The following is a 21731-nucleotide window of genomic DNA, read 5'->3' on the forward strand; positions in this document are numbered from 1 at the left end:
TTACATCCCATTCTTAAGGTGATATAACTTTAAAAAAATAACAAAAGGTAAATGTTCTGCCAACCATGCCGTCAATAAGGTATGCTTAGAAATAGTAGATGGCTTTATGGTCTTTCCATCAAATACTTCTTTTTCTATTTTTAAATACCCCTCCCTCAAAGGATGTCTGCTGGGCTTAAACCAAGGGCGTTCATAGAGTTCATTCATATAATGAATGATTTTATACTTCGTTCTAGTTTCCTCTATCTCGGTATCTGTATAATAAACCGTTGATTTAAATAAATTTCTAATTTGGCTACCTGAATACATGAGCATGGAAGGCATAACATTGAATTCAGGCTTTAATATTCCTATCCCATAGCGACAAACATAATTAAGTGTACCTTCACTTTGCATGGGAGGATTTCCATTATATTTATTTATATAATTTCTACACTCTTCACTAATATTTTCTTTCTTCCATCTTTTCATATTAAATAAGACTACACCATCACAAATGTATTTATCATCAAAATTCAAATTACTATCATTTTTAACCTTTTTTGAATAGGGCATTAAAACCCCTGCTATAATCTCATTATCCATATTTCTCTGAAATAATTTTTCCAAAGAGTCAGTAACAATAGTATCACTATCTAAATAAAGCAACTTTGGTTCCTCTATTATGCTATCCAAAAAAAGCTTGGTGTAAATAGTCCTGGGATGCCTGTCCTTCTGATTTAAATATAAATCATTTAAAATATAATCAGCATGAATGACTTTTACTTTTTGATTGTATTTTTCTAATGTACATTCCATAAGTTTTATATTATCTAAACTAATATTGTCAGAAATAAGATAAATTTTCACATCAGGATTATGTTTTATCAATGACACCATTGACACAGTAGTTTGGTAAAAATAGAAATCATTGCAAGAATATACGACAATCACCTTACACCTCTTCTTTATAAATGGAAATTATTTGAGACATATATGCTTCCATATCGCTAAAACGTTTTGCTCTATCCAGAGCCTCTTTACTTTTAATTTTATATTGAAAATGATCTGTCAAAAGTTGCTTAGCTTTATCCACAAATTCCTCATCACTTTCACAGATTTCCCATGCCTTTTCTCCTAAAATTTCACATGCTCCTGAAGTCTTAGTCGACAGTACCGGTACGCCCAAAATATTTGCTTCAGCAATCACCAGTCCGAAGCCTTCCCACCTTGAAGTAAGACATAACAACGATGATTTATTAATGTAAGCATACGGATTACTTTGGAATCCTAATAATTGAACATTCTCCTCTAGTCCAATACATTTTACCATTCTCTGGCATTCTTCCAATAGGTTACCATCTCCCAGCATTATGCAGCAGAGTTTATCAAATCCTTCTTTTTTCAACATTTCAACCAATCGAATAAACCGCTGCGGATTTTTTTGTTCTACGAAACGCCCAACAAATACAATATCAATTGCAAAAAAATTATTATATTGTTTATCATTAGCTTTTTGTTTTATTCTCTCCACATCCAAAGGATTCTTTACAACTATCACCTTTTCCTTGAACTTATTTGCAAACACCATATTTTGAAACATATCTGTAGAAACTGTTAGTACTTTACTTATTCTCTTTTTACAGCATTTAAAAACTATAGTTCGAATATTCCAATTATTGACCCACGGCGGATCATAATGAAGGTGAGAGATTAATCGGAAACTTCGCAAAATCATTGCGCAAAGAACAGTTGCAGTAAAATCATGAGCATGTACTATATCCGGCTGGTATTCTTTAATTATTTTGCTAATATTTCTCCTAGTAAATTTATCCAACAAAAAATAACAGATATCTTCTTTTCTTAAAACATCTTCTATCTCTCCTTTTGTAGCTAAATACACAGCTTCATAATTTTCATCGAGATGCTTTATTATAGTAATAGCTACATTCTCTGCTCCTGAATACGAAGAAGACTTTAAGACATGCAACACTTTAATCCTTCTGCTCATATGTACCTCTTTACATTATACCTTTCATTCATAAAATATTTCCAAGTAATTCAGATCAATAATAAGTACCGTGCTTTATCGATTTACTTTTCGATATTTGACTGTACTCCTTCTGTGGCTTCTTTCATAAACATAATCTTAGGTGTCATAAATATTAATTTCAAATCCAAAAGAAACGAATAATTACGAATATAGGTTAAATCTAGCTTTAGTTTATCATATGCTGTCGTATTATACTTCCCATAAATCTGTGCATATCCCGTAAGTCCAGCCTTCACTTTTGTCCTATATGTAAATTCCGGTATATCCTTAAGTATCTCTTCAACTAATTCTGGTCGCTCCGGCCTGGGGCCTACTAAGGACATTTCTCCCCTCAATATATTAAAAAGCTGGGGCAGCTCGTCCAGCCTCGTCCTTCTAAGGAAATGCCCGATGGGCAAAATCCTGGAATCTCCTTCCTCAGCCAGACGGGCCACCCCATCCTTTTCTGCCTCTTGAATCATTGTGCGGAACTTATAGATATAAAATACTTTGTCATCTCTAGTTAATCTGGCCTGTTTAAAAAAAATTGGTCCTTTATCTGTAAGACTTATTAATACACTTATGATTAAAAAAAGAGGAGAAGCTATCACTATTCCTATCAAAGCCCCTACAATATCCACCAGTCGCTTGATAAATAGTTGCTCAATGGTCATCCCTTCATTTCTTGATAGTAAAAGCGGTGAATCAAATAGATTCAATTCTACCGAACTCTTCAACAAAATATCCGATATCTTTGGTACATTATAAGTACGAATGGAATTTGCAAAACAATATTTTAATATCAGATTCCGCTCATGTGATGAAATATCACCAATAATAACTCCATCGTAATTCAGTATCTCTTGTTGTAGGATAACAATTCCCTTTTTAATATTAATCGTACGGCATATTTCATATTTGTCTTCCCTTGAATTAATCTTTTCTGCGAGATGATAATCTGATCTTCCTCCAGAAATTAAGAGCATTTTCCTTGGTGGAAATACCTTTCCATAAAACCATTGATATACCAGAGTCCAGACTATAATAATTAAAAAGTCCAACCCTGTCATCTTTATTAATTGTAAAGGACTTAGAAAGTGTTTATCCAGTACTGCAATCTGTAAGTATGTAAAAATATTTGTAAAAATGACTGCCAAAATTTGGGAATATATTAAATTCCCTTTTTTTAAATATCCAACTTTAAATCCTCCATATATGCTCATAAAAAGAACAAGAAGAATTCCATATAAAAATATCATCATCCAATTTCCTCGGCGAAAAAAAGGAAATTCTATTATTCTATTATAATGACCAATCCAAGTCCAGCCATATAACACAATCAACATTGATGTAATACCAAAAGTAAAGAATATTCTTATGAGCCTTTTATATTTCTGATCTACCTTCATCTAAAATGCACCTTTATTCGTCATTATTCTACTCCAACTCTCAAAGCCTTTTTAGTATAACATATTTTTCATGCTAAGTACAATCTTCTACAAGATAAAAAGCATTGTTATTTTTTAATATTTTATGAATATTTTACCTTTCTATTAAAAAACTTCAAATACTGAGAACAAAAATTAATTTCTCTAGTATTTGAAGTTATGATTAACTCTCAAATTATAGCTTTTCTATTGATTTTGTCGACCCCATTCCTAACAATAGCCAAAAAACAGGTGTAGTAATAGGAAGGTTAAGGTTTACAAAGGCCTGAATGCTATAGCAGATGATGCCAAACATTATTGCCATAATATATGGATTTTTACTATAATTATTAAGACAATTTCTTATATATCCTATTATAAAACTTAAATAAGATATTAATCCCGCAATACCTACCGTTGTTAACATATGTAAATATTCATTATGTGCACTATCAAACAATTGATTATATGGGTTATTGGCAGTTTTATGCATTACTAAAATACCAAAGGTTTCAGGTCCATATCCCACAATTTTTTTCCATAAAGGTAAACTCTGAAAACATTCCATAGCCATTCTCCAGATATATCCCCTGTTAGTTCCCCAATCATCATTAAAGAGAAAATATGAGCTTAAGCTACCATATCTATTTGCATTGCCCGCTACGTTACAATCATAAATAATATATAATACAGCCAAGATAATTAGCAAAAGAAGCGCTATCCAAAGATATCTGAATAAATTTCCAAATTCCTTGGCTTCATATTTCTTCTTAAAAGTAATAAAATACCAAAGAATGACAATTCCCCATAAACTCATTACCAGATATGGCAATCCACGAAATCTTATTACCACTTCAAAAGCACTTTCTATTCCTATTACACTTTCTCCACAATAAATATTTATCCAGTCAATGCATTGAATAACCGAAAAAAATGTTGCCAGCACAACGACATACCTTTGAATCCCTTTTGAGCTTTTAAATAAATACAATGGCAAAAAACCAAACAAAACTCCCAAAGAAAGGTATGCATTATCACTAACACCCATGATAATAGCAAAAAAACCGATCACCATACAGAGATAATGCCATAACATATTTTTAACTTTTGTATCTGTAGCAAACAAAACCGTCGCAATCGCAACCAAAATCCCAACATATGCGGTATATGTATTTATATTTCCTATTGTTGATGTAAAAATAGGTATTTGTTCTGCAACCATATTAGCTTTAAAATGAAGAATATCTAATTTAAAATAATCAGTAATTCCAAACAGACATACAAGCATTCCTGCCGCTAAAATGACATCAATATACCAACTCTTATACTTCCAAAATCTACTTACACAAAAACAGCTAATAACATACCAAGTTATCAAAAAAAGTCCCGTATATCTCCCCTCATTGCCCCAAAATGATTCATATAGATAATCTGATGTGATAGTCGATATGAATGCAACCATTAGATATATCAATACAGCATAATCCGCAACAGTACAATTTCTCAGGAATTTCTTTAAAGAAAATTCCTTAAAGAACAATGCTGTTTGCTTTGCTCCTACGGTAACAGAATACCCAACAACTAATATAGCCATTAAAATAGTACAAATGCAGTAATAATAGTATTTGACTATTAGAATATCAAAATATTGATTTTTAACTACAAGAGGAAGGCCTAAACCGATTAAAATTACGTATATCCCAGTAACTATTGATAAAAAATTCACCTTTTCAATTTTCTTGCATGATGTCATCATAAGGAACTATCCCTTTCTTTTTTTTTATTTTATCATAAGGGTATCTTCAAAACAACGATATTTTTCATTTCCATGAAATTCCTATTCTACCTTTTCTTACTTTTAAGAAATCGGTAACGATTTCTCCCTACTAAATGAAGTTTGATTTGTTGCAGAATTTATGACTGTATAAGTTACGCTATTACCGAGAAGGACATTAAGCACCTTTTTCCAGTATTTCAAGAATAACACAATGACCAATAAGAATCAATTCATTCTTACTGGTAATCATATAATATCTTTAAGCATTACAAATGAGACTCTTATATAAATCGGTAAAGTAGTTCTCCAAATATGGTCATTGCATAGATTATATAATTTCAAAGGGTACGTGTCATTTAACATAGAAGATGTAGGGGAAAGGCCAGTGCTCTCATTCTTTTAATTACAAATTATAATAAAAGGGCATGATCAAATTTAACTCACTTCAATCATTGAACCATATTCAAATGATGGCTTATACAGAAAATATTAACTAAAAATCGCTATCTATTACTAAATTCTGGTAAATTCTTTAAAATTTAAATGGTACTAATGTTCTTAAAAAAAGGGGTATCGCCCTATGACAATAATAGTCATTTAGCGATACCCCTTATTATAAAGCTAATACAATGTCAATCTACAATTTATTTCTCTACGTAAACAAAATTGATTGATTCACCTGTCTGGCTATAGCAACGATCGTTACCATCTTTAGCTTTGGATTTGCCCTTCTGTACAGTACCAGAAGTATTGATCAACTTGTAGGTAATCTTAGCATCTTTAGCAGCTGCATTATCAACTACAAAGTACTCTGAATAATCTTTTCCAGATGGATTAGTAGCCGTATTTACATAAGCCTCATCAAGGAAGTCATCAGTTGTTAAAAGTGTGTACTTTGTATTAGCACTAGTCTCGTCAATCTTGATAACTGCATATTTATCATCCTTATCAGCTGCTAAAAGCATACCAGCTAAGTAGTACTTGCTGCTATCAACACCATTCTTACCAGAGCCCTTAAAGCTTCCGGACTTGTTGAATAAGAAGTTGAAAGAATCTCCATCAATGCTTACGCTCTGCTTGTTGGTCTTCATGGAACCATCATCGCCTGAACCGAAGTAATAGCTGTAGTAATCCTGGCCTAACAGCGTACCAGCGTTCTTCTTGAAGTTCTCTTCAGTATCAAATGGATAATTATCATTATCATCTGCTAATATAGAGTCAATCTTAGTTGTGCTTCCATCAACAAATTGGATAAATCTCAGACCAGATTTCATTTTTCCAGAAGCATCGAATGCATACTTCTTTCCATTAATGGTCTTAATTTCAGATGCTACTAACTTACCATCCTTATCGGAATAATACCAAGCATCAGAATCATCACTATAATCACCTGAATTCAAATTCTCATCTGGAACAACTTTGAACCAACCCTTGGTTACTCTTGCTCCATCTTCTGGTGTACCATAGTATCTCCAGTTTCTGGTATAGTCAGCTGAGCCCTGAGTTGCTGTGATGCTGCCAGTAGCTACTTTAGATGTTGTTGGAGTTGCATCATAAATGATCCACTCTGCGTTCATACGGCCATCTACATCAAAGCTGTACTTCTTACCATTAATGGTCTCACCTTTTTTGTCAGCCATCTTCTTACCATTGCTCTTGAAGTAGAAGTAACGAGTCTGATTCTCATCATCAAATACGTTGCCGCTGGAAACGCCTGCGTCTTCTGATGAATCGTAGTTATTATCTACGATCTCAAGATAAGCCCAACCGGTAACCTGAGCTCCGTCGTTCTCGTCGCCGCAGTAATAAACGCCTTCCTGCCAAGCTTCATCGCCAGTTTTTCTTTCGCCGTCGCTGCCGATCCAGCCATATAACATTTTTCCTTCATCATTGAATACATATTTCTTACCATTGATGGTCTTGAAGGAAGCAACAGTACCGTTGCTGGAAGCTTTAAAAGCTTTACCATTAGATCCAAAATAGTACCAGTTATTTACTGGCTCATTATCGTCATCACCATCATAGTTTTCGTTCTCAACGGAAACCCACTTATTGGTAGCCATAGCACCGTTCTCATCTACATAATAGTAGTTATCATTGTATTCAACAACAACATCGGTAGCCATCTCGCCATCATCATTGAGGTAGAACCAGTTATCTCCTGATTTCTCCCACTTCTCTGTCTCTAAATCGCCGTTCTTGTCATAGTACACCCATGTACCATTTTCTTCCTGCCAGCCAGTTGCTGCGAAAGAGGACATGGAAGCGCCTAATGCAAGCAGTGCTGCTGTTGATAATACAGCAACTAATTTGGTCTGCTTTCTCATAATTAATGCACTCTCCTTTTTTCTTTTTGAAATACTCTTCGAAATTCCTAATTGCATTACGAGGTAATTATACTTCCTATAATGGAAATTATCAATACCTTTTTTACTTTTTTTGCATTTTTTGCAAAAACAAAAAAATATTTACATTTCCGGCAGAAGCTATCAATTCCTCCATCACATGGTATAGTATAATACAATTTTCTGGAAAATGCTATAACATTTATCTGTGCATTTTCTTACATAATCTTTACGAAAATGCATTTTAGGGGAAGAATTGTTTTTTTATTAGTACAATCCTGTTTTTATAGACTTATTCTTCTGGTTTTTCTTGATAAACCTTATAATATCTGTTGTTTCAGAAGCAGAAAACAGTGCTCCCTCATGATCAAAAAGTCACCTTTTTTTCCTGCTAAACATAACAAATCTAGTTTGTCACAGAGCAAAACAGTACAAGATTAAACCACATATCTTAATCAATTCATAATTATTCTCAAGCACATTAGCCCAAGCCATACCGACAATCTTCTATCGCAATCTCCAAATACTATCTGCTTTCACAATCCAATCGCAGTCCCTATAACTATCCAATCGCAATCTACTATCACCATCCAATCTCAATCCCTATTGCAATTTACCATTTCAATGGTATAATGTTCATATATCTATAATAATATCAATTTCTGAACACTTTTCGCAATTTACCAATTTATCAACTATACGGAGGTTATACGACTATGGATCGTAACGTCATCATCTGCCGTTCCATTCTGGAAAACCCGGCAGTCACACAGAGAGATTTATCAAAAGAGCTTAGCGTTTCCCTGGGAACCGTTAATAACTTAATAAAGGAATGCATAGAAAAAAAATACATTGAGATTGGAAACGGCAATGACCTATACGAATTACTCCCAGCCGGCCAAGCCCTTCTAAACGAAAATAAAGTAGACGGCGCCGTCATCATCGCCGCCGGCTTCGGCTCCCGTTTCGTTCCCTTAACTTTCGAGACCCCCAAAGGCCTGCTTGAAGTATTCGGAGAGCGAATGATCGAACGGCAGATCCGCCAGCTTCATGAAGCAGGAATTAAAGACATTACCATAGTGGTCGGATATTTAAAGGAAAAGTTTGAATACCTTATAGACAAATATCAGGTTAAGCTTCTATATAATCCCGAGTATTCCCAGAAAAACACCCTGACCACCATTTATCATGCACGCAAGCTTCTCCGGGGCAGGAATATGTATGTTCTTTCTTCCGACAACTGGATGCGCCACAATATGTATCATACTTATGAAAGCGGCGCATGGTACTCTGCTTCATATATGGAAGGAGAAACCTCCGAATGGTGCCTTGATTATAATAAGAAGGGACGCATTTTAAATGTTTCCGTAGGCGGCCAGGACAAGTGGGTGATGTATGGACCTGTTTTTTTCTCTAAATTATTCTCAGAACAATTTTTAACGGTACTGGAACATTATTACAACCTTCCTGGAACCGAGCAGTTTTACTGGGAAAATGTCTATATGGAAATGCTGTCCGGAGAAGCTGCCAAAAGGCTTCCTCATATTCCGGAAGCAAAACAGGACATTGACCTGTTCGTCAACCGAAGGCCGGCCGATGAAGTATATGAATTCGAGAACCTGGAAGAGCTTCGCCGTTTTGATTTGAAATACCAGCACCATTCTGATAATGAAGCAATGGAATTAGTATCGACTGTATTTCAGGTACCGGAGTCAGAAATCACAGAAATACGGTGCTTGAAATCAGGTATGACCAACAAATCCTTCCTATTTAAAATAAAAGACCGCCATTATATCTGCCGCATCCCGGGAGCCGGAACAGAGCTTCTGATCAACCGTCAGCAGGAAAAAGCAGTTTATGATGCTTTAAGCGGACTGGATATCACGGAAAAGGTCATTTACTTTAATGGAGAAACCGGATATAAGATTGCGGAATTTTATGAAGGTACTCACAATGCCAACCCTTCCAGCCGGGAAGAAATGGAACGCTGCATGGCGGTTGTCCGAAGGCTCCACAAATCCGGGCTTAAGGTGGACCATTCCTTTGACATTCGCGAACGGATCGACTTCTACGAAAAACTTTGCAAGGCCCACGGTGGTATCCCGTTTGACGATTACGCCGATGTCCGCAGGCAGATGACTGAGCTATTAGACCATTTGGACAACTTAAAGCATGAGAAAGTCCTTTCCCATATTGATACAGTAGTCGATAACTTTTTAATGATGCCCGACGGTAACGTACGTCTAATTGATTGGGAATATTCCGGAATGTGTGATCCCCTTATAGATATCAGCATGAGTGCAATCTACTCCTACTACAATGAAGAAGAAGCAGATGACCTCATAAGGATCTACTTGGAGCGAGAACCTTCTGAAGAAGAACGTTTCACCATTTACGCTTATATCGCACTTGGCGGTTTTCTATGGAGCCTATGGGCAGTATATAAGGCAGCCTTAGGAGATGAATTTGGTGAATATACCATAATCATGTATCGGTATGCAAAAAACTATTACAAAAAATGCTCCAAAATCTCCAAATAATGAGATTTTTGGAAATTGTCCGCAAATCGTAATAAAATGTTTAGGTATTTCTGTCGGTACTGTGGTATAATGTTCACGAAAGCGATGAGCAGTGCGAAATAAGACGGATAGTGATTTTCGTTGTGCCCCGCACATAAGAAAATCACTATCCGTCTTATTTCATAGGGCGAAAGCCCGTGAGCGAGTAAAACCTACGGTTTTACTCGCTGCACCGCGGACTATAGCATATGAATAAAACGGCTAGACAGGAGGAAGGACGGTATGCAATACAGAAAGAAAATGACAGCACTGCTTATAGCAGGGCTTGTAGGAACCTCTACTCTGATACCGGCAGGCACGGCCTGGGGGGCCACCGGCTGGGTTTCAGAAGGCTCCCAGTGGAAGTACATAGACCAGGATGGTTCCACTCATAAAGGCTGGGTAAAAACATCTGACGGAACCTTTTATTTTCTTGATCTCTCCACAGGCTTTATGGCTACTGGTTGGAAACAGATCAACGGTAACTGGTACTATTTTCATTCCAACGGCGCCATGGCTACCAAATGGATACAGAATGGCGGTAAATACTATTACCTAATGGATGATACAGGTGTCCTTGTTAAGGGCTGGTTAAAAATAGGCAATGACTACTACTATATGAAGGGCGACGGATCCATGTCCACCGGTTGGCGTGAAATGGACGGCGGCTGGTATTATTTCAAAGAAAACGGAAAATGCACCATTGGATGGGGGCAGATTGGAAGCGACTGGTTTTATTTTGGTTCTGACGGCAAGATGGTAACCGGCTGGAAACAGATTGATAATGCCTACTACTATCTGAATGTTGATACCAAGTCTGTGTTGGGACGTATGATGACCGGCTGGCTCAGTGATGGAACCAACAAGTATTACATGGATACCAGCAGCGGAAAGATGGCCCACGGCTGGCTGCAGATTGATGGTTCCTATTATTATTTTAATGATTCAGGTCATATGATGACCGGCTGGGTACAGCTTTCCGGTGTTTATTATTATCTTGATCCATCTACCGGTAAGATGGCAGCAAACACTACCCTTACCATTGACGGAACAAGTTACACCTTTGGTTCCAATGGAGCTTACCAGGGGAATGCTTCCGGTTCCCCTTCTGGCTCAACTGGCGGAAACACCCCCGGAGGCTCATCAACAGGCTCCTCCAATGCGCCAGGCGGATCTGCCTCGACTCCATCAGGCTCCGGCGGGCCGGGAGGAAGCTCCTCTTCCGACAGCAATTCCTTAAGCGGAGCACCGGGAAGCTCTTCTAACGATACTCCTGGCGGTTCCTCCAATTCTTCAAGTAATGGCGTATATCAGCTATCACCAGGGCTTACGTCAGGCCCCGGCTGATCTCATAGGAATTAGTATCTGTGTGGGTATCTGCACCTCGGCGCGGATACCCTTTTATTTACGCGGATAACGGACCGGATAAATAAAAATATTTTGCATGGTGCCGCCGCGATTACCTGGAAACTTGCAAAGTAAGTTTCTTCTGTTTTTGTGCGCCAATGTTTTCATTCCGGAAGCAAAAAAGCGTACAGCGTTACATAGTACTCGAATGATAAGGAGGTATCACATTGAGACACAAGAAATTAGGCATACGGTTTGCAGCAGCAGCATTATGTGCCTTTATGGGAATGTCTGCGGGGTTTGGCCCGGCTATGAATTCCTGGGCAGCAGGCTATGAAAAGGTCAATGGCCATTATCAGCTTGCAAACGGTACGGTGATTGAACAGGTAATTGCCAGAGGAATCGACGTTTCCAGATGGCAGGGAAACGTAAACTGGGCGGCTGTAGCAGAAGATGATGTAAGCTTTGTCATGCTGGGCACCAGATCCAAGGGTATTGTTGACCCTTATTTCCACACCAATGTACAGGGTGCATCAGCGGCAGGTCTGAAAGTCGGTGCTTATATCTATTCTCTGGCTACCACTCCGGATATGGCCAGAGAGGAAGCGGATTTTGTACTCAGCCTGGTAAAGGATTATCCAATCTCCTTTCCCATCGCTTTTGACGCAGAAGACAGTGCCACCCTTGGTACCCTCCCCCCGGCACAGGTGAGTGAAATAATCAATGCATTCTGCCAGCGAATTGCAGATGCTGGATATTATCCCATTGTGTATGCCAATGATTACTGGTTATCAAATAAAATCGATTTATCCAATATGCCCTATGACGTTTGGGTTGCCCGTTATGAGGCTAAACACGTTTATGCCAACCCCATCATGTGGCAGGTCACCAGTACCGGCTCGATTAACGGAATCAACGGAAACGTTGACATTGACTTCCTTTATAAGGACTTAACTCCAAAGCTTCCGGGAAATATGTGGAGAACCATAGGGGGAAAGACCTATTACTACCAGAATTATTCGATCCAGAAAAACACCTGGGTCAACGATGGCTCCGGTTGGTTCTATATGAATGAAGAAGGACTGACTGCCACCGGATGGTTTGATAAGGATGGGCTGCGTTATTATCTCGATGAAACTTCCGGACGGATGAACACCGGTTGGAAGCAGCTTACGGACAAATGGTATTTCTTCAATCAAAGCGGTTCCATGAACACCGGATGGCTTACTGACAACGGGTCACGATATTACCTTGGTTCCGATGGTACCATGGCCACCGGCTGGCAGGAATTAAACGGCCAGTATTACTACCTGGATCCTTCTTCCGGCAAAATGGCTACCGGATGGAAGAACTTAAACAACAAGTGGTACTTCTTACAGGAAAGCGGTGTGATGTCCACCGGATGGCTGGATAACAACGGCGCCCGCTATTACTTAAATAACGACGGTTCCATGGCAACGGGATGGCATACCGACGGCTCCTCCAAGTATTATCTGGCAGGAAACGGTGCAGTCTCAACCGGATGGCAGCTCATTGATAACAGCTGGTATTTCTTTAACCAGAGCGGAGCCATGACTACAGGCTGGATCAATCCTGATGGAAGCTGGTACTACATTGGAAATGACGGAAAGATGCAGTCCGGCTGGCTTGAGGAACGGGGAGCCAAGTACTATTTAAGCGCTTCTTCGGGTAAGATGACCGTAGGCTGGAGACAGGTCGATGGGTATTGGTATTACTTTGGCGGAAGCGGCGCCATGGCAACCGGTATGACACAGGTAGGCGGACAGCAGTATTACTTAAATCCAGCTGACGGAAAGATGGCTGCCTCTGCTACCTTTGTACTTGATGGAGTTTCCTATACCGCTGATGCTAACGGAGTATGTACTGTGACTCCGCAGACAACCACCGGGCAGACAGAAGGAAATAGCACAGAAAGCCAGGCCGGCCAGACCGGTCAAACGGGGACAGAAACAGCTCCTACCGATTCTGCCACCAACCAGACAAAAGAAATCGGTCCTGGAATACATTAATAGACTGTAGATGATTAGGTTGCCTGTTGCAAAGCAGAATCGCAATGATATATCATACAAAAAAATAGCACTATAAAGTTCAATAAACAAGAGAATGCGCTTTGAAAAATGGTATTTAAGCCCAATTCAAAGCGCATTTCTTATCTTAAAAACTTTATATTAAAATCTTTATCTCAAAATCTTCATCTCAAAGTCTTTATCTCAAAATCTTTATCACAAAATCTTTATCACAAAATCTTTATCACAAAGTCTTTATCACAAAGTTTTATCACAAAGTTTTATCTCAAAGTCTTTATCTCAAAGTCTTTATCTCAAAGTCTTTATCTCAAAGTCTTTATCCTAAAGTCTTTATCACAAAGCCTTTATCACAAAGTCTTTATCACAAAGTCTTTATCTCAAAATTTTTATCTACTCCGAAAAATTCTTCGTCTCTCCAACAATATAAATAGGCCTGTCCTTAAGCTCAGCAAACAGGATGGCAATGTAATTTCCAATAACCCCCACAATCAGGAACAGCACCGAAAACATAAAGCAGATCAGCACAATGGTAGTGGCATACCCGTTTGGCGTTCCTACCCTTGCCCAGCTCCATATAGTGTAAATCATCATAATGATTCCCAGAACGCCTGCACCGCACCCGGCATAAATCCCAAGTTTAAGAGGCAGATTAGAAAAGCACATGATGGTATTCAGTGAAAAGACCATTAGCTTTTTAATGCTGTATTTGCTTTCTCCTGCTACCCTGACTCCTGCCTCATATTCAATGGTGGTCCGGTTAAACCCGATGTTTTGCACATATCCCCGCAAAAAACGTACCTTTTCCCTGTAATTATCCCGAAGTACGTCACCAGCCCGCCTGGAAATCACAAAAAAGTCAGAAGCGTTTGGTTCAAATTTCACATCGGAAAGTACGTTGATCAAGTGGTAAAATGCAGAGGAGGCAAAATTCTTAAACCAGCCTGCGGACTCATTTTTCGTACGCACCATATTGATAACATCATAGCCTTCCTCAAGCTTCCTGACGATTTCCGGCAAATACTGGGGAGGATGCTGTAAATCTGCATCCATGCAGACGATCCCATCCCCGCTGCTGTAATCCAGACCGGCAATCATAGCTGCCTCATGTCCGAAGTTTCTGGAAAAACTGATGACCTTTACCTTTTTATCCTTCCTGGACAAGCCGTCCAGAACCTTCATGGTGCCATCCTGGCTTCCGTCATTGACAAAAATCAGTTCATAGTCCCAGTTAAGTTTATTTAAAATTCTGGCCGTTTCCTGATAGAACTGGTCAAGTGCCAGTTCCTCGTTGTAGCATGATACCACGACCGATATTGTTTTTCCCATATGTGCCTCCTATGAATCAAGTGGATATGCTATTGATTATCATTTGCTTTCTTTTTTATATAACATTGTTCAAATTCTGTCAATGCCCGTGCTGATTTTTCGCTGTAATCCCCATTCACCTCTACCGCAGCCAAAAGGTTTCCATTATCATAACACACAGGTACCAGTTTTCCCCATTCGATCAAATCCCTGACCAGGGTATAGGAACGGTTCTCTTCTCCCGTATAGCCTGCCTGGACATAAACATAATCTGATTTTGCATAATCCATAAATTCCACGAAATAATCCATTTTCTTTACCAGGGCCACATTTCCCCATACCCCGGTTATATCATCATAAGACTGAACGTTACATGGGAATGCCAGTACATCCGGATGGTCTCCAATGGCAATGAGACGGGTTTCCGGGTCGGCAGCAAGGATATCCCATACCTCTCCATTTCCCTTTGATACCATGTCCTGTCTGGCGGCTTCCTGATGGTTATAATAGCCTTTATGACGAAATGACACAGGTGTAAAGCCAAGGCTCCAATTCCAGCTGGTCATGGCTGTAAAAAACACAGCAAACATAAGGACCCAGACTCCGGCTCCTACGCCTCCCCGCCAGACAGTCTTTTCCCCTGTTTCAACCGCTGCCTTTAAGACATAGACCGCTGTAAGTACATAGAACAGCATGAAATAATTCCCGTCAACCTGGGTCAGCATACCTAAACTGATAAGATTGACCACCAAAAACGGTACATAGATGACTTTTAAGAAAACGGACAGCTGAGATTTTTTCCCTCTATCCACATTCTTGCCGTAAAAACAGCTTACAATCCACAATAAGAGAAGAAAGTACAGCAGGAATCCACCCCAGGCGAGGATCACATGATCCATATCCTCTCCTACAGGGCAAAAGAAAAATCCATGAAGCCGGTTTGCCAGGTGTACGGTCCTTTCCTTTAGGGACATTCCGGAGCCGGAATTGGGTATGGTATTAACCATGAACGGATATTTTAGATGAAATCCTATCCTTGTAAGAAGGGAGGAGAACACCGAGGTAAGGGGAAGACCTGTTAATACCTGAGTTCTTGCCCAGATACCTCCTAAAGCCAAAAGTGCGCCTGCCACAACTGCCAACCCACCGGTATTTCCCCCTTCCGCTCCGAATTTGGGAAGCAAAAACTTCCCTAACAGATATAAAAATCCCATTCCAAAGACAGCGGTGGAAAAGATCAGAGCCGTTGGTTTTAAAGTCAGACTGAGAAAAAAGGCCGCTGTGCCGTAGCCCAGATAACGCCAGGACTTTTGCCCCGCTTTTATATAGCACAGCAGGTAATACAACATGATCTCCTGAACAAGCAGCGTAATGATATCGCTTTTGGCTGTGACTGCCATATTCATTATACCTGGAACTCCTGACAACAGGGCTGCCAAAAAGACCGCCTGCTCCCGCTTCATATAAAACCGTCCGATTTTGTAACCCATAAGAAGGACTCCCAGAGACAGCCACAGATTGATTGAGGTCACAAAGCTATAGGAAGGAAGCTGGGACAGGGGCAGAGTTAAAACCTCAAAGCCTTTGGAGTAGGTGTAGACGATCCCTATGGTTCCCAGATTTTCATAAATCCCATGTCCATTGTCCAGGATATACCGGGACCTGACCCCATACCACAGGCTGTCGTAATCCACGGCAATGTTAAGCCGCCCCGCCTGGAGGCACACCATGGTCAGGAGAAATGCCAGTAAAAAAATCTCTTTGCAGCTGAAAGCCAAACCAGACCCATTCCCTTCGCCTCCCAGACTGGACCTTCCGACAAGAAGCAGGATCCCGCCGCTGATAAAGACAAACACGGTCAGATGACCGATAGCGCCAATGCCAACAGCCGACATGAAGCAAAAGATAACGATGAGAAAGACAGCACCGGTAAGAAAGTCAGATGCCACCCCGTCATCCTTTGGAAGTTTCCATAAGGATACCCGGAGAAAACGTCCAAAAAACAGGATATAAGCCAGATAAAGACCGGATACAAGCACCGGGACAAAGGCCACATGCGCCCACAAAAAGACGGCCGTAATAAGGACCGCCGCCACAAGTTTCTGTATGTTCTTAGGGAATAAAAACCCTGTCAAACAGAAGGCAGCAAACAGCTCTGCCGTCTCTGCCATCATGGTCTTATATTCCCTCTGGTTCATAATCCACTGAAAAACTTCCTGGTTTAAAATCTGATTCAGAGAATACAGGATCCCTGCCGCTGAAAATACCATAAACAGCAGGACTCCATATTTATGTTTCTGCAATCGACCCATAAAAACCCCCGTCTGTCATTTTGTATACTGATGTAGCTACCGGATCAGTTACCGTTTAAGATCATTCCGGAATACACTGTATCCGTTTTCCTTTAATATCGTAAGCGCACTCCGCACCTTGGCCCCACTGTCAGACCGGCTGGTTCTGTATTCAAAACCGGCCCGCAGTTCATCATCCGTGACTGATTCAAAGTTTAATGCTAACACCGCCATTCCTTCAAAGCTGTCTCTGCGGTTAGGGGCCTTTTTTATCTCTGTATATGTGGTGTAGCAGTTTCCTGCCAGAAACATCACACAGGCCCCGCAGGCAGCGATCCTAAGGAAAGTCTTACCCTTACTCTTCCACTGCTTCGATAATAAAGCAAAGGTCAGCAAGATCCCAAGGATCCCGGACTGGAACTGAAGGGCATATCTTGAGCTTAAGCCGTAATTTTCCTGAAGGAATATCCACCTGGACAAGAGAATGAGCACGTGGTTCAGTCCACCCGATATTATGAGAATGGCAGGCAGAACCGTCTTCTCATACAGGCGGTACCGCAGATTTAACCATAGCGCAAACAGATACAGCAGGATAACCAGAAAACCAAGGATCAAAAACGGTGTATTGGTCCGAAAGATGTACTCAGCCTGCTCCCCTTCTATGACCATGGAGGAAAAAGACTTTACGAAAAAGCGGACAAAAAAACCGGGTGTATCTCTCAGCTGGACAAGAAGAGGCACGGTCGCCGGGGCCGCATGGTCTTCCACCGCATAGGCATTGCTCCACAAATAAAGGAGAAGAGGAATCAGTGCACAGAGGCCGTATAACCCCCAGTCCTTTCTCGAATCGCCCTTTTTTAACAGGAACATGAGACCGCAGGCTATTATTACCGTCACCGAATAGATTGCACAGTAGGGGCCTGCCACCAAAAGCGTTGTAAAAAACGGAAGAAGCATGAGCTTTACCCTGTCATATTTCTTTTCCTGTCTGCTCCATACCCGGTCCATCACCTCATAATGATAATAGAAGCAGGCAAAAGACAGAAAATGGGCCCAACCGCTTCCATTGGTCAGCATTTCCCACTTATTAAGGCTGAAAAGTACGATCATTAAAGCCCCAAACCAGCCAGGAGAAACCTTCCTGCGGCAGCAGTAGCTTCCCAGGGCCAAGCCGGAAAGTCCAAGGGCCAGGACGCCTAACACACGGTCAAACATGGTGTTGTATCCGAAAAGTGATACATTAAGGATCCTTCCCAGATAATTGACCGGAATCCTGGTCAGGACATCCGGCACAAAGAACTTAGCCGGATTCCATACGTCAGGCAGATAACTGTTTACAAGGCGGACGTAATCGGTATAGATTCCGTCACAGGTTGCCGTAAAGATATACCAGAGGCCAAAAACAGTCCCCAAAAGGGGAAACAGGCCGTACAGATACTTTCTATTCATGCGTTTCTCCTATGCCCTTAATTTGCGGTTATGGAAGCAACGACGGAGAGGTGCTTTTCTCCTCTTTGCTCCGATGCATTTTCGTAGTAAAAGTTGCTTTCAAACGTAAGCTCCGTAACCTGAAAGGCTGTCGTGTCAATTTCAGCTGTTACCGTATTGGAAGTAATGGGAATGACCTGGTTTTCTGTTCCATTTATGGTCACAGTAATCTGTTCCAGGCCGGTAATAACGCCGGGATAATAGAATTTAAATCCGATCTTGCCTTCTTTCCCTGCCATGATCCGGACTTTAGCGCTTTCATCCAGCCAACCGTCCCCATAACAGCCATAGACCGGCTCAAATTTTAAGTTCCGGACAAATTCCGTTACATCCTGAAATGCGTTATGGGCCGGGTCTTCCCTCAGTATCAGCATGTTTGGAGTTACCAGGCCGATATCGTGGATGGATTCAATAAAAGTAACTTCGGTTCCTTCTGCCAGCCGTTCTTTATCAAAGGTTTTGAAAAAGGTCCTGGCAGTAAAATCGCTCATCTCGTAGGAATTGCCGATGATGTAAATTTTCTTTCCGAATATCTCAGCCTTATATTTCCCGAAAGTCTCTTCTGCCAGGGAATTGTACCTAAGCTGGGAGGACCAGTAATAAAGATTCTCGTATTTCCCCCGGTAAAAACTTTCTACCGGAAGCATGAGAATGCCGTAAAGCAGAAACAGACCGCAGTATATCAGAGGCCTGGTACGCTTTACCACACCGCACATGTAAGCTACAAATAGCCACGCCGCTGTCATGGAAACATAGATCCACCGGGTCTCCACCCTTATGGTGACGCTTGAAGAGCCGATGCACAGGGCGATAAATAAAAGAAACAAGCAGATTACAGGAAGACGTTTTTTAAGCTGCTTCCGTTCCCGTATAACTGTTACAAGAAAAATCACGGTCATAATAAGGAGAAAGAAATCTGCAAACACTACAAGAACATGAACCCAGTAAGGCGATCTTCCCCAGCTAAGTCCATTTAAATGATCAGGGCCTGCATTGATTCCAAATAAGTAAAGCACCTGGCTTAAGGCATACCGGATGGTTTCCGAAAGATGGAAGGTATCCGCCACATCCGTTCCGCCTGTCCCTGCCGGAGAAATACTTCCGATGGTAAGAAAGCGGATCGCCTGAACCACCAGGAACGACCCGGTAATGCTAAGCCACGGCTTTAGACTCCTCTCCTTTTTCATGAGAAACGCGGCATAAAATAAGGGCAGAAGCACCATATAGCGTTCATGAATGAAGCAGACAGAGAAATACATTGCCGTTGCAGCCGGTACAAGCCACCTTCTCTCCTCTTCACCGGAGAGATAACGGTAGAGACAGTAGAAAATGCCGATAGCCGCCCACAGCGCTATGCTTTCCATCAGTCCGTATACCTGGCTGATCTGGTAATAAGACATCCGGGAGAGCAGGTATAAAATCCCGCACAAAAAGCCAATGACCCGCCTGCCTGACAAACGCTTTCCAAACCGGTAAACCGTATAGGCGATACAGCTGTTTAAAAGGATATTAAAAGGTACGAACCAGCCGATGTGGTTTGCGAAGACCATCAGTTCCAGCCAGGCCGCCAGATAATAGACAAAACGGAACCGGGTGCTTCCCAGAGGGAATACAAATTCACGGAAAGACTGCTCTCCGTAACAGGACCAAAGATATAAATCATCCATATAAAGCCCTTTTATCTCTATCCCTCTGTTTATGAAAAAAGCAAATCCCAGCAAAAGCGCGGCTGCGATGATCTCTTCCTTCCACTCAGCTTTCCACTTTTTATCTTTCATCTTTAGCCCCTTTCTTATTTTAATTCACGCTTAAAAGAATCGTTCCTCTAACATCAGGCAGAGGGTATGGTAAACCGGTAGGTGGAGTTCCTGAATTTTAAATGTCTCTGTTTCCGGAACCACTACCGTCACATCCGCTGCCATCTTTAAAAGCCCTCCGTCTTTCCCGGAAAGACCTATGGTTTTTATGCCAATGGCCTTTGCCGCTGTTACGGCATACATAACATTCTTCGCATTACCTGAGGTGGATATTCCTAAAAATACATCCCCCTTCTTTCCGTATCCATACGTCTGCTGGGCGTAGATCATTTCCCCGTCCACATCGTTTAAAAATGCTGTGGAAAGGCTGGGATGACCGGTTAAGGCAATGGCCGGAAGCCCACCCTGAAGCTTATCCCCAAGCTCCTTACCAAGAACTTGGTCTGCCTCTAAGAGCTTTGCGGCAAAATCTTCTGATACAGGACGGCGTTTTACAAAACCCTTCATCAATTCTCCTACAATGTGCTCAGCATCCGCACAGCTGCCGCCGTTTCCTGCGATCAGCAGCTTACCGCCGTTTTCATAACATGATTCCAGGATCTCGTAAGCTTCCCTGATCTGAGGCTTTACGCCAGCCAGCACAGGATAGCGTTCGATCAGCTCTTCTAAATAGTTCATAGGTTCCATGTTTCTCACACTCCTTCTCTGTTCAGTATCCAGTCTGCAGCTTCTTTCATGGCAGGGGCATAGAAGTCAAAAGAATTCCTTTTCTCTGACTGGGTCAGATTGCCGTATAATTCTTTTCCATATCCGGTCCCTACTAATATCGTGTTCACTCCATATCTTTTTCCAGCTTCTGTATCCAGAAGCTTATCTCCGATCATATATGAATGGGACTTGTCCACCTGAAAGCTTGTCTCTGCCATTTCAAACATCCCTGTTTCCGGCTTCCGGCAGTGACATTCCACCCGGTATTTTCCGATCCCATGAACCGGATGGTGGGGGCAGTAATAAAAGCGGTCTATCTGGGCTCCTTCTTTTGTAAGAAGGCTGTTTAAATATTCATGGAGAGCTCTCACATCCTCTTCCCCATAATATCCCCTTGCCACTCCGGCCTGGTTGGTGACTACCACAAGCTTAAATCCCTGCTCCCTAAGCCGCCTTAAGGCTTCCGGCACTCCTGGAAGGATCACCAGGTCCTTAGGCCGGTGCAGGTATTCTACTTCTTCGTTGATGGTTCCATCCCGGTCTAAAAATACGATTCTGTCCATGGTTTCCCCCTCCTTTTTCCGCTCTTTTTAACTGACAGGCGCTCCGCTATCAATGCATGTAGCCCACTAATGTAATAGGATTGCCATAGCAGCCGTGCTCCGGCGC

General features: G+C 41.1%; 14 protein-coding genes. 3 read left to right on the forward strand and 11 right to left on the reverse strand.

All coding sequences use genetic code 11. The features are described 5' to 3' along the window. From BMX69_RS16950 to BMX69_RS16970, 5 genes are all read right to left on the reverse strand, one after another. Positions 1-933: a glycosyltransferase family 8 protein gene (locus BMX69_RS16950; protein WP_157724430.1), complete on the reverse strand. Its 933-nt coding sequence runs from the start codon at positions 931-933 to the stop codon at positions 1-3. Between the two features lies 1 nt (position 934). After that, positions 935-1990: a glycosyltransferase gene (locus BMX69_RS16955; protein ID WP_100042999.1), complete on the reverse strand. Its 1056-nt coding sequence runs from the start codon at positions 1988-1990 to the stop codon at positions 935-937. 83 nt (positions 1991-2073) lie between these two features. Next, positions 2074-3420 (reverse strand): exopolysaccharide biosynthesis polyprenyl glycosylphosphotransferase, encoded by a 1347-nt coding sequence (locus BMX69_RS16960; protein WP_100043000.1) that lies wholly within the window; start codon positions 3418-3420, stop codon positions 2074-2076. Between the two features lie 214 nt (positions 3421-3634). Beyond that, the gene (locus tag BMX69_RS16965; RefSeq protein WP_242941284.1) at positions 3635-5194 is read right to left on the reverse strand and encodes an O-antigen ligase family protein; all 1560 of its coding nucleotides are present in this window, start codon (positions 5192-5194) and stop codon (positions 3635-3637) included. A 665-nt stretch (positions 5195-5859) separates the two neighbouring features. After that, a complete protein-coding gene (locus tag BMX69_RS16970; RefSeq protein WP_100043001.1) occupies positions 5860-7542 on the reverse strand; it encodes a PspC-like choline-binding domain-containing protein in 1683 nt (560 codons plus the stop codon). A 734-nt stretch (positions 7543-8276) separates the two neighbouring features. Between BMX69_RS16970 and BMX69_RS16975 the strand changes: the two genes are divergently transcribed. From BMX69_RS16975 to BMX69_RS25265, 3 genes are all read left to right on the forward strand, one after another. Then, a complete protein-coding gene (locus BMX69_RS16975) occupies positions 8277-10100 on the forward strand; it encodes a phosphotransferase (RefSeq protein ID WP_100043002.1) in 1824 nt (607 codons plus the stop codon). A gap of 261 nt (positions 10101-10361) precedes the next feature. Then, the gene (locus BMX69_RS16980; RefSeq protein WP_054790230.1) at positions 10362-11465 is read left to right on the forward strand and encodes a PspC-like choline-binding domain-containing protein; all 1104 of its coding nucleotides are present in this window, start codon (positions 10362-10364) and stop codon (positions 11463-11465) included. Positions 11466-11746: 281 nt separating this feature from the next. Next, positions 11747-13495, forward strand: a complete 1749-nt coding sequence (locus tag BMX69_RS25265; RefSeq protein ID WP_465220360.1) for a glycoside hydrolase family 25 protein — start codon at positions 11747-11749, stop codon at positions 13493-13495. Between the two features lie 408 nt (positions 13496-13903). Here the strand turns inward: BMX69_RS25265 and BMX69_RS16990 are convergent, their stop codons facing one another. Genes BMX69_RS16990 through BMX69_RS17015 form a run of 6 tightly spaced genes read right to left on the reverse strand, consistent with a single transcriptional unit; the run spans position 13904 to position 21625 of the window. After that, positions 13904-14839, reverse strand: coding sequence for a glycosyltransferase family 2 protein (locus BMX69_RS16990; protein ID WP_054790228.1), 936 nt, complete (start codon positions 14837-14839; stop codon positions 13904-13906). Positions 14840-14868: 29 nt separating this feature from the next. Then, positions 14869-17130, reverse strand: a complete 2262-nt coding sequence (locus BMX69_RS16995) for a glycosyltransferase family 39 protein (RefSeq protein WP_100043003.1) — start codon at positions 17128-17130, stop codon at positions 14869-14871. 48 nt (positions 17131-17178) lie between these two features. Next, positions 17179-18558: a hypothetical protein gene (locus BMX69_RS17000; RefSeq protein WP_100043004.1), complete on the reverse strand. Its 1380-nt coding sequence runs from the start codon at positions 18556-18558 to the stop codon at positions 17179-17181. Positions 18559-18575: 17 nt separating this feature from the next. Next, positions 18576-20375 (reverse strand): hypothetical protein, encoded by a 1800-nt coding sequence (locus BMX69_RS17005; RefSeq protein ID WP_100043005.1) that lies wholly within the window; start codon positions 20373-20375, stop codon positions 18576-18578. A 30-nt stretch (positions 20376-20405) separates the two neighbouring features. Further along, a complete protein-coding gene (locus BMX69_RS17010) occupies positions 20406-21041 on the reverse strand; it encodes a D-sedoheptulose-7-phosphate isomerase (RefSeq protein WP_054790224.1) in 636 nt (211 codons plus the stop codon). Positions 21042-21046: 5 nt separating this feature from the next. After that, positions 21047-21625, reverse strand: a complete 579-nt coding sequence (locus BMX69_RS17015; protein ID WP_054790223.1) for a D-glycero-alpha-D-manno-heptose-1,7-bisphosphate 7-phosphatase — start codon at positions 21623-21625, stop codon at positions 21047-21049. Positions 21626-21731 lie beyond the last annotated feature (106 nt).

The organism is Lacrimispora sphenoides JCM 1415, from assembly GCF_900105615.1.
Classification (GTDB): domain Bacteria; phylum Bacillota; class Clostridia; order Lachnospirales; family Lachnospiraceae; genus Lacrimispora; species Lacrimispora sphenoides.

Bases quoted from the DNA above. Each gene is read 5' to 3' on its own strand.
- BMX69_RS16955 (WP_100042999.1), bottom strand. From the start codon at position 1,990: ATGAGCAGAAGGATTAAAGTGTTGCATGTCTTAAAGTCTTCTTCGTAT.
- BMX69_RS16960 (WP_100043000.1), bottom strand. From the start codon at position 3,420: ATGAAGGTAGATCAGAAATATAAAAGGCTCATAAGAATATTCTTTACT.
- BMX69_RS16965 (WP_242941284.1), bottom strand. From the start codon at position 5,194: ATGATGACATCATGCAAGAAAATTGAAAAGGTGAATTTTTTATCAATA.
- BMX69_RS16970 (WP_100043001.1), bottom strand. From the start codon at position 7,542: ATGAGAAAGCAGACCAAATTAGTTGCTGTATTATCAACAGCAGCACTG.
- BMX69_RS16975 (WP_100043002.1), top strand. From the start codon at position 8,277: ATGGATCGTAACGTCATCATCTGCCGTTCCATTCTGGAAAACCCGGCA.
- BMX69_RS16980 (WP_054790230.1), top strand. From the start codon at position 10,362: ATGCAATACAGAAAGAAAATGACAGCACTGCTTATAGCAGGGCTTGTA.
- BMX69_RS25265 (WP_465220360.1), top strand. From the start codon at position 11,747: ATGGGAATGTCTGCGGGGTTTGGCCCGGCTATGAATTCCTGGGCAGCA.
- BMX69_RS16990 (WP_054790228.1), bottom strand. From the start codon at position 14,839: ATGGGAAAAACAATATCGGTCGTGGTATCATGCTACAACGAGGAACTG.
- BMX69_RS16995 (WP_100043003.1), bottom strand. From the start codon at position 17,130: ATGGGTCGATTGCAGAAACATAAATATGGAGTCCTGCTGTTTATGGTA.
- BMX69_RS17000 (WP_100043004.1), bottom strand. From the start codon at position 18,558: ATGAATAGAAAGTATCTGTACGGCCTGTTTCCCCTTTTGGGGACTGTT.
- BMX69_RS17005 (WP_100043005.1), bottom strand. From the start codon at position 20,375: ATGAAAGATAAAAAGTGGAAAGCTGAGTGGAAGGAAGAGATCATCGCA.
- BMX69_RS17010 (WP_054790224.1), bottom strand. From the start codon at position 21,041: ATGGAACCTATGAACTATTTAGAAGAGCTGATCGAACGCTATCCTGTG.
- BMX69_RS17015 (WP_054790223.1), bottom strand. From the start codon at position 21,625: ATGGACAGAATCGTATTTTTAGACCGGGATGGAACCATCAACGAAGAA.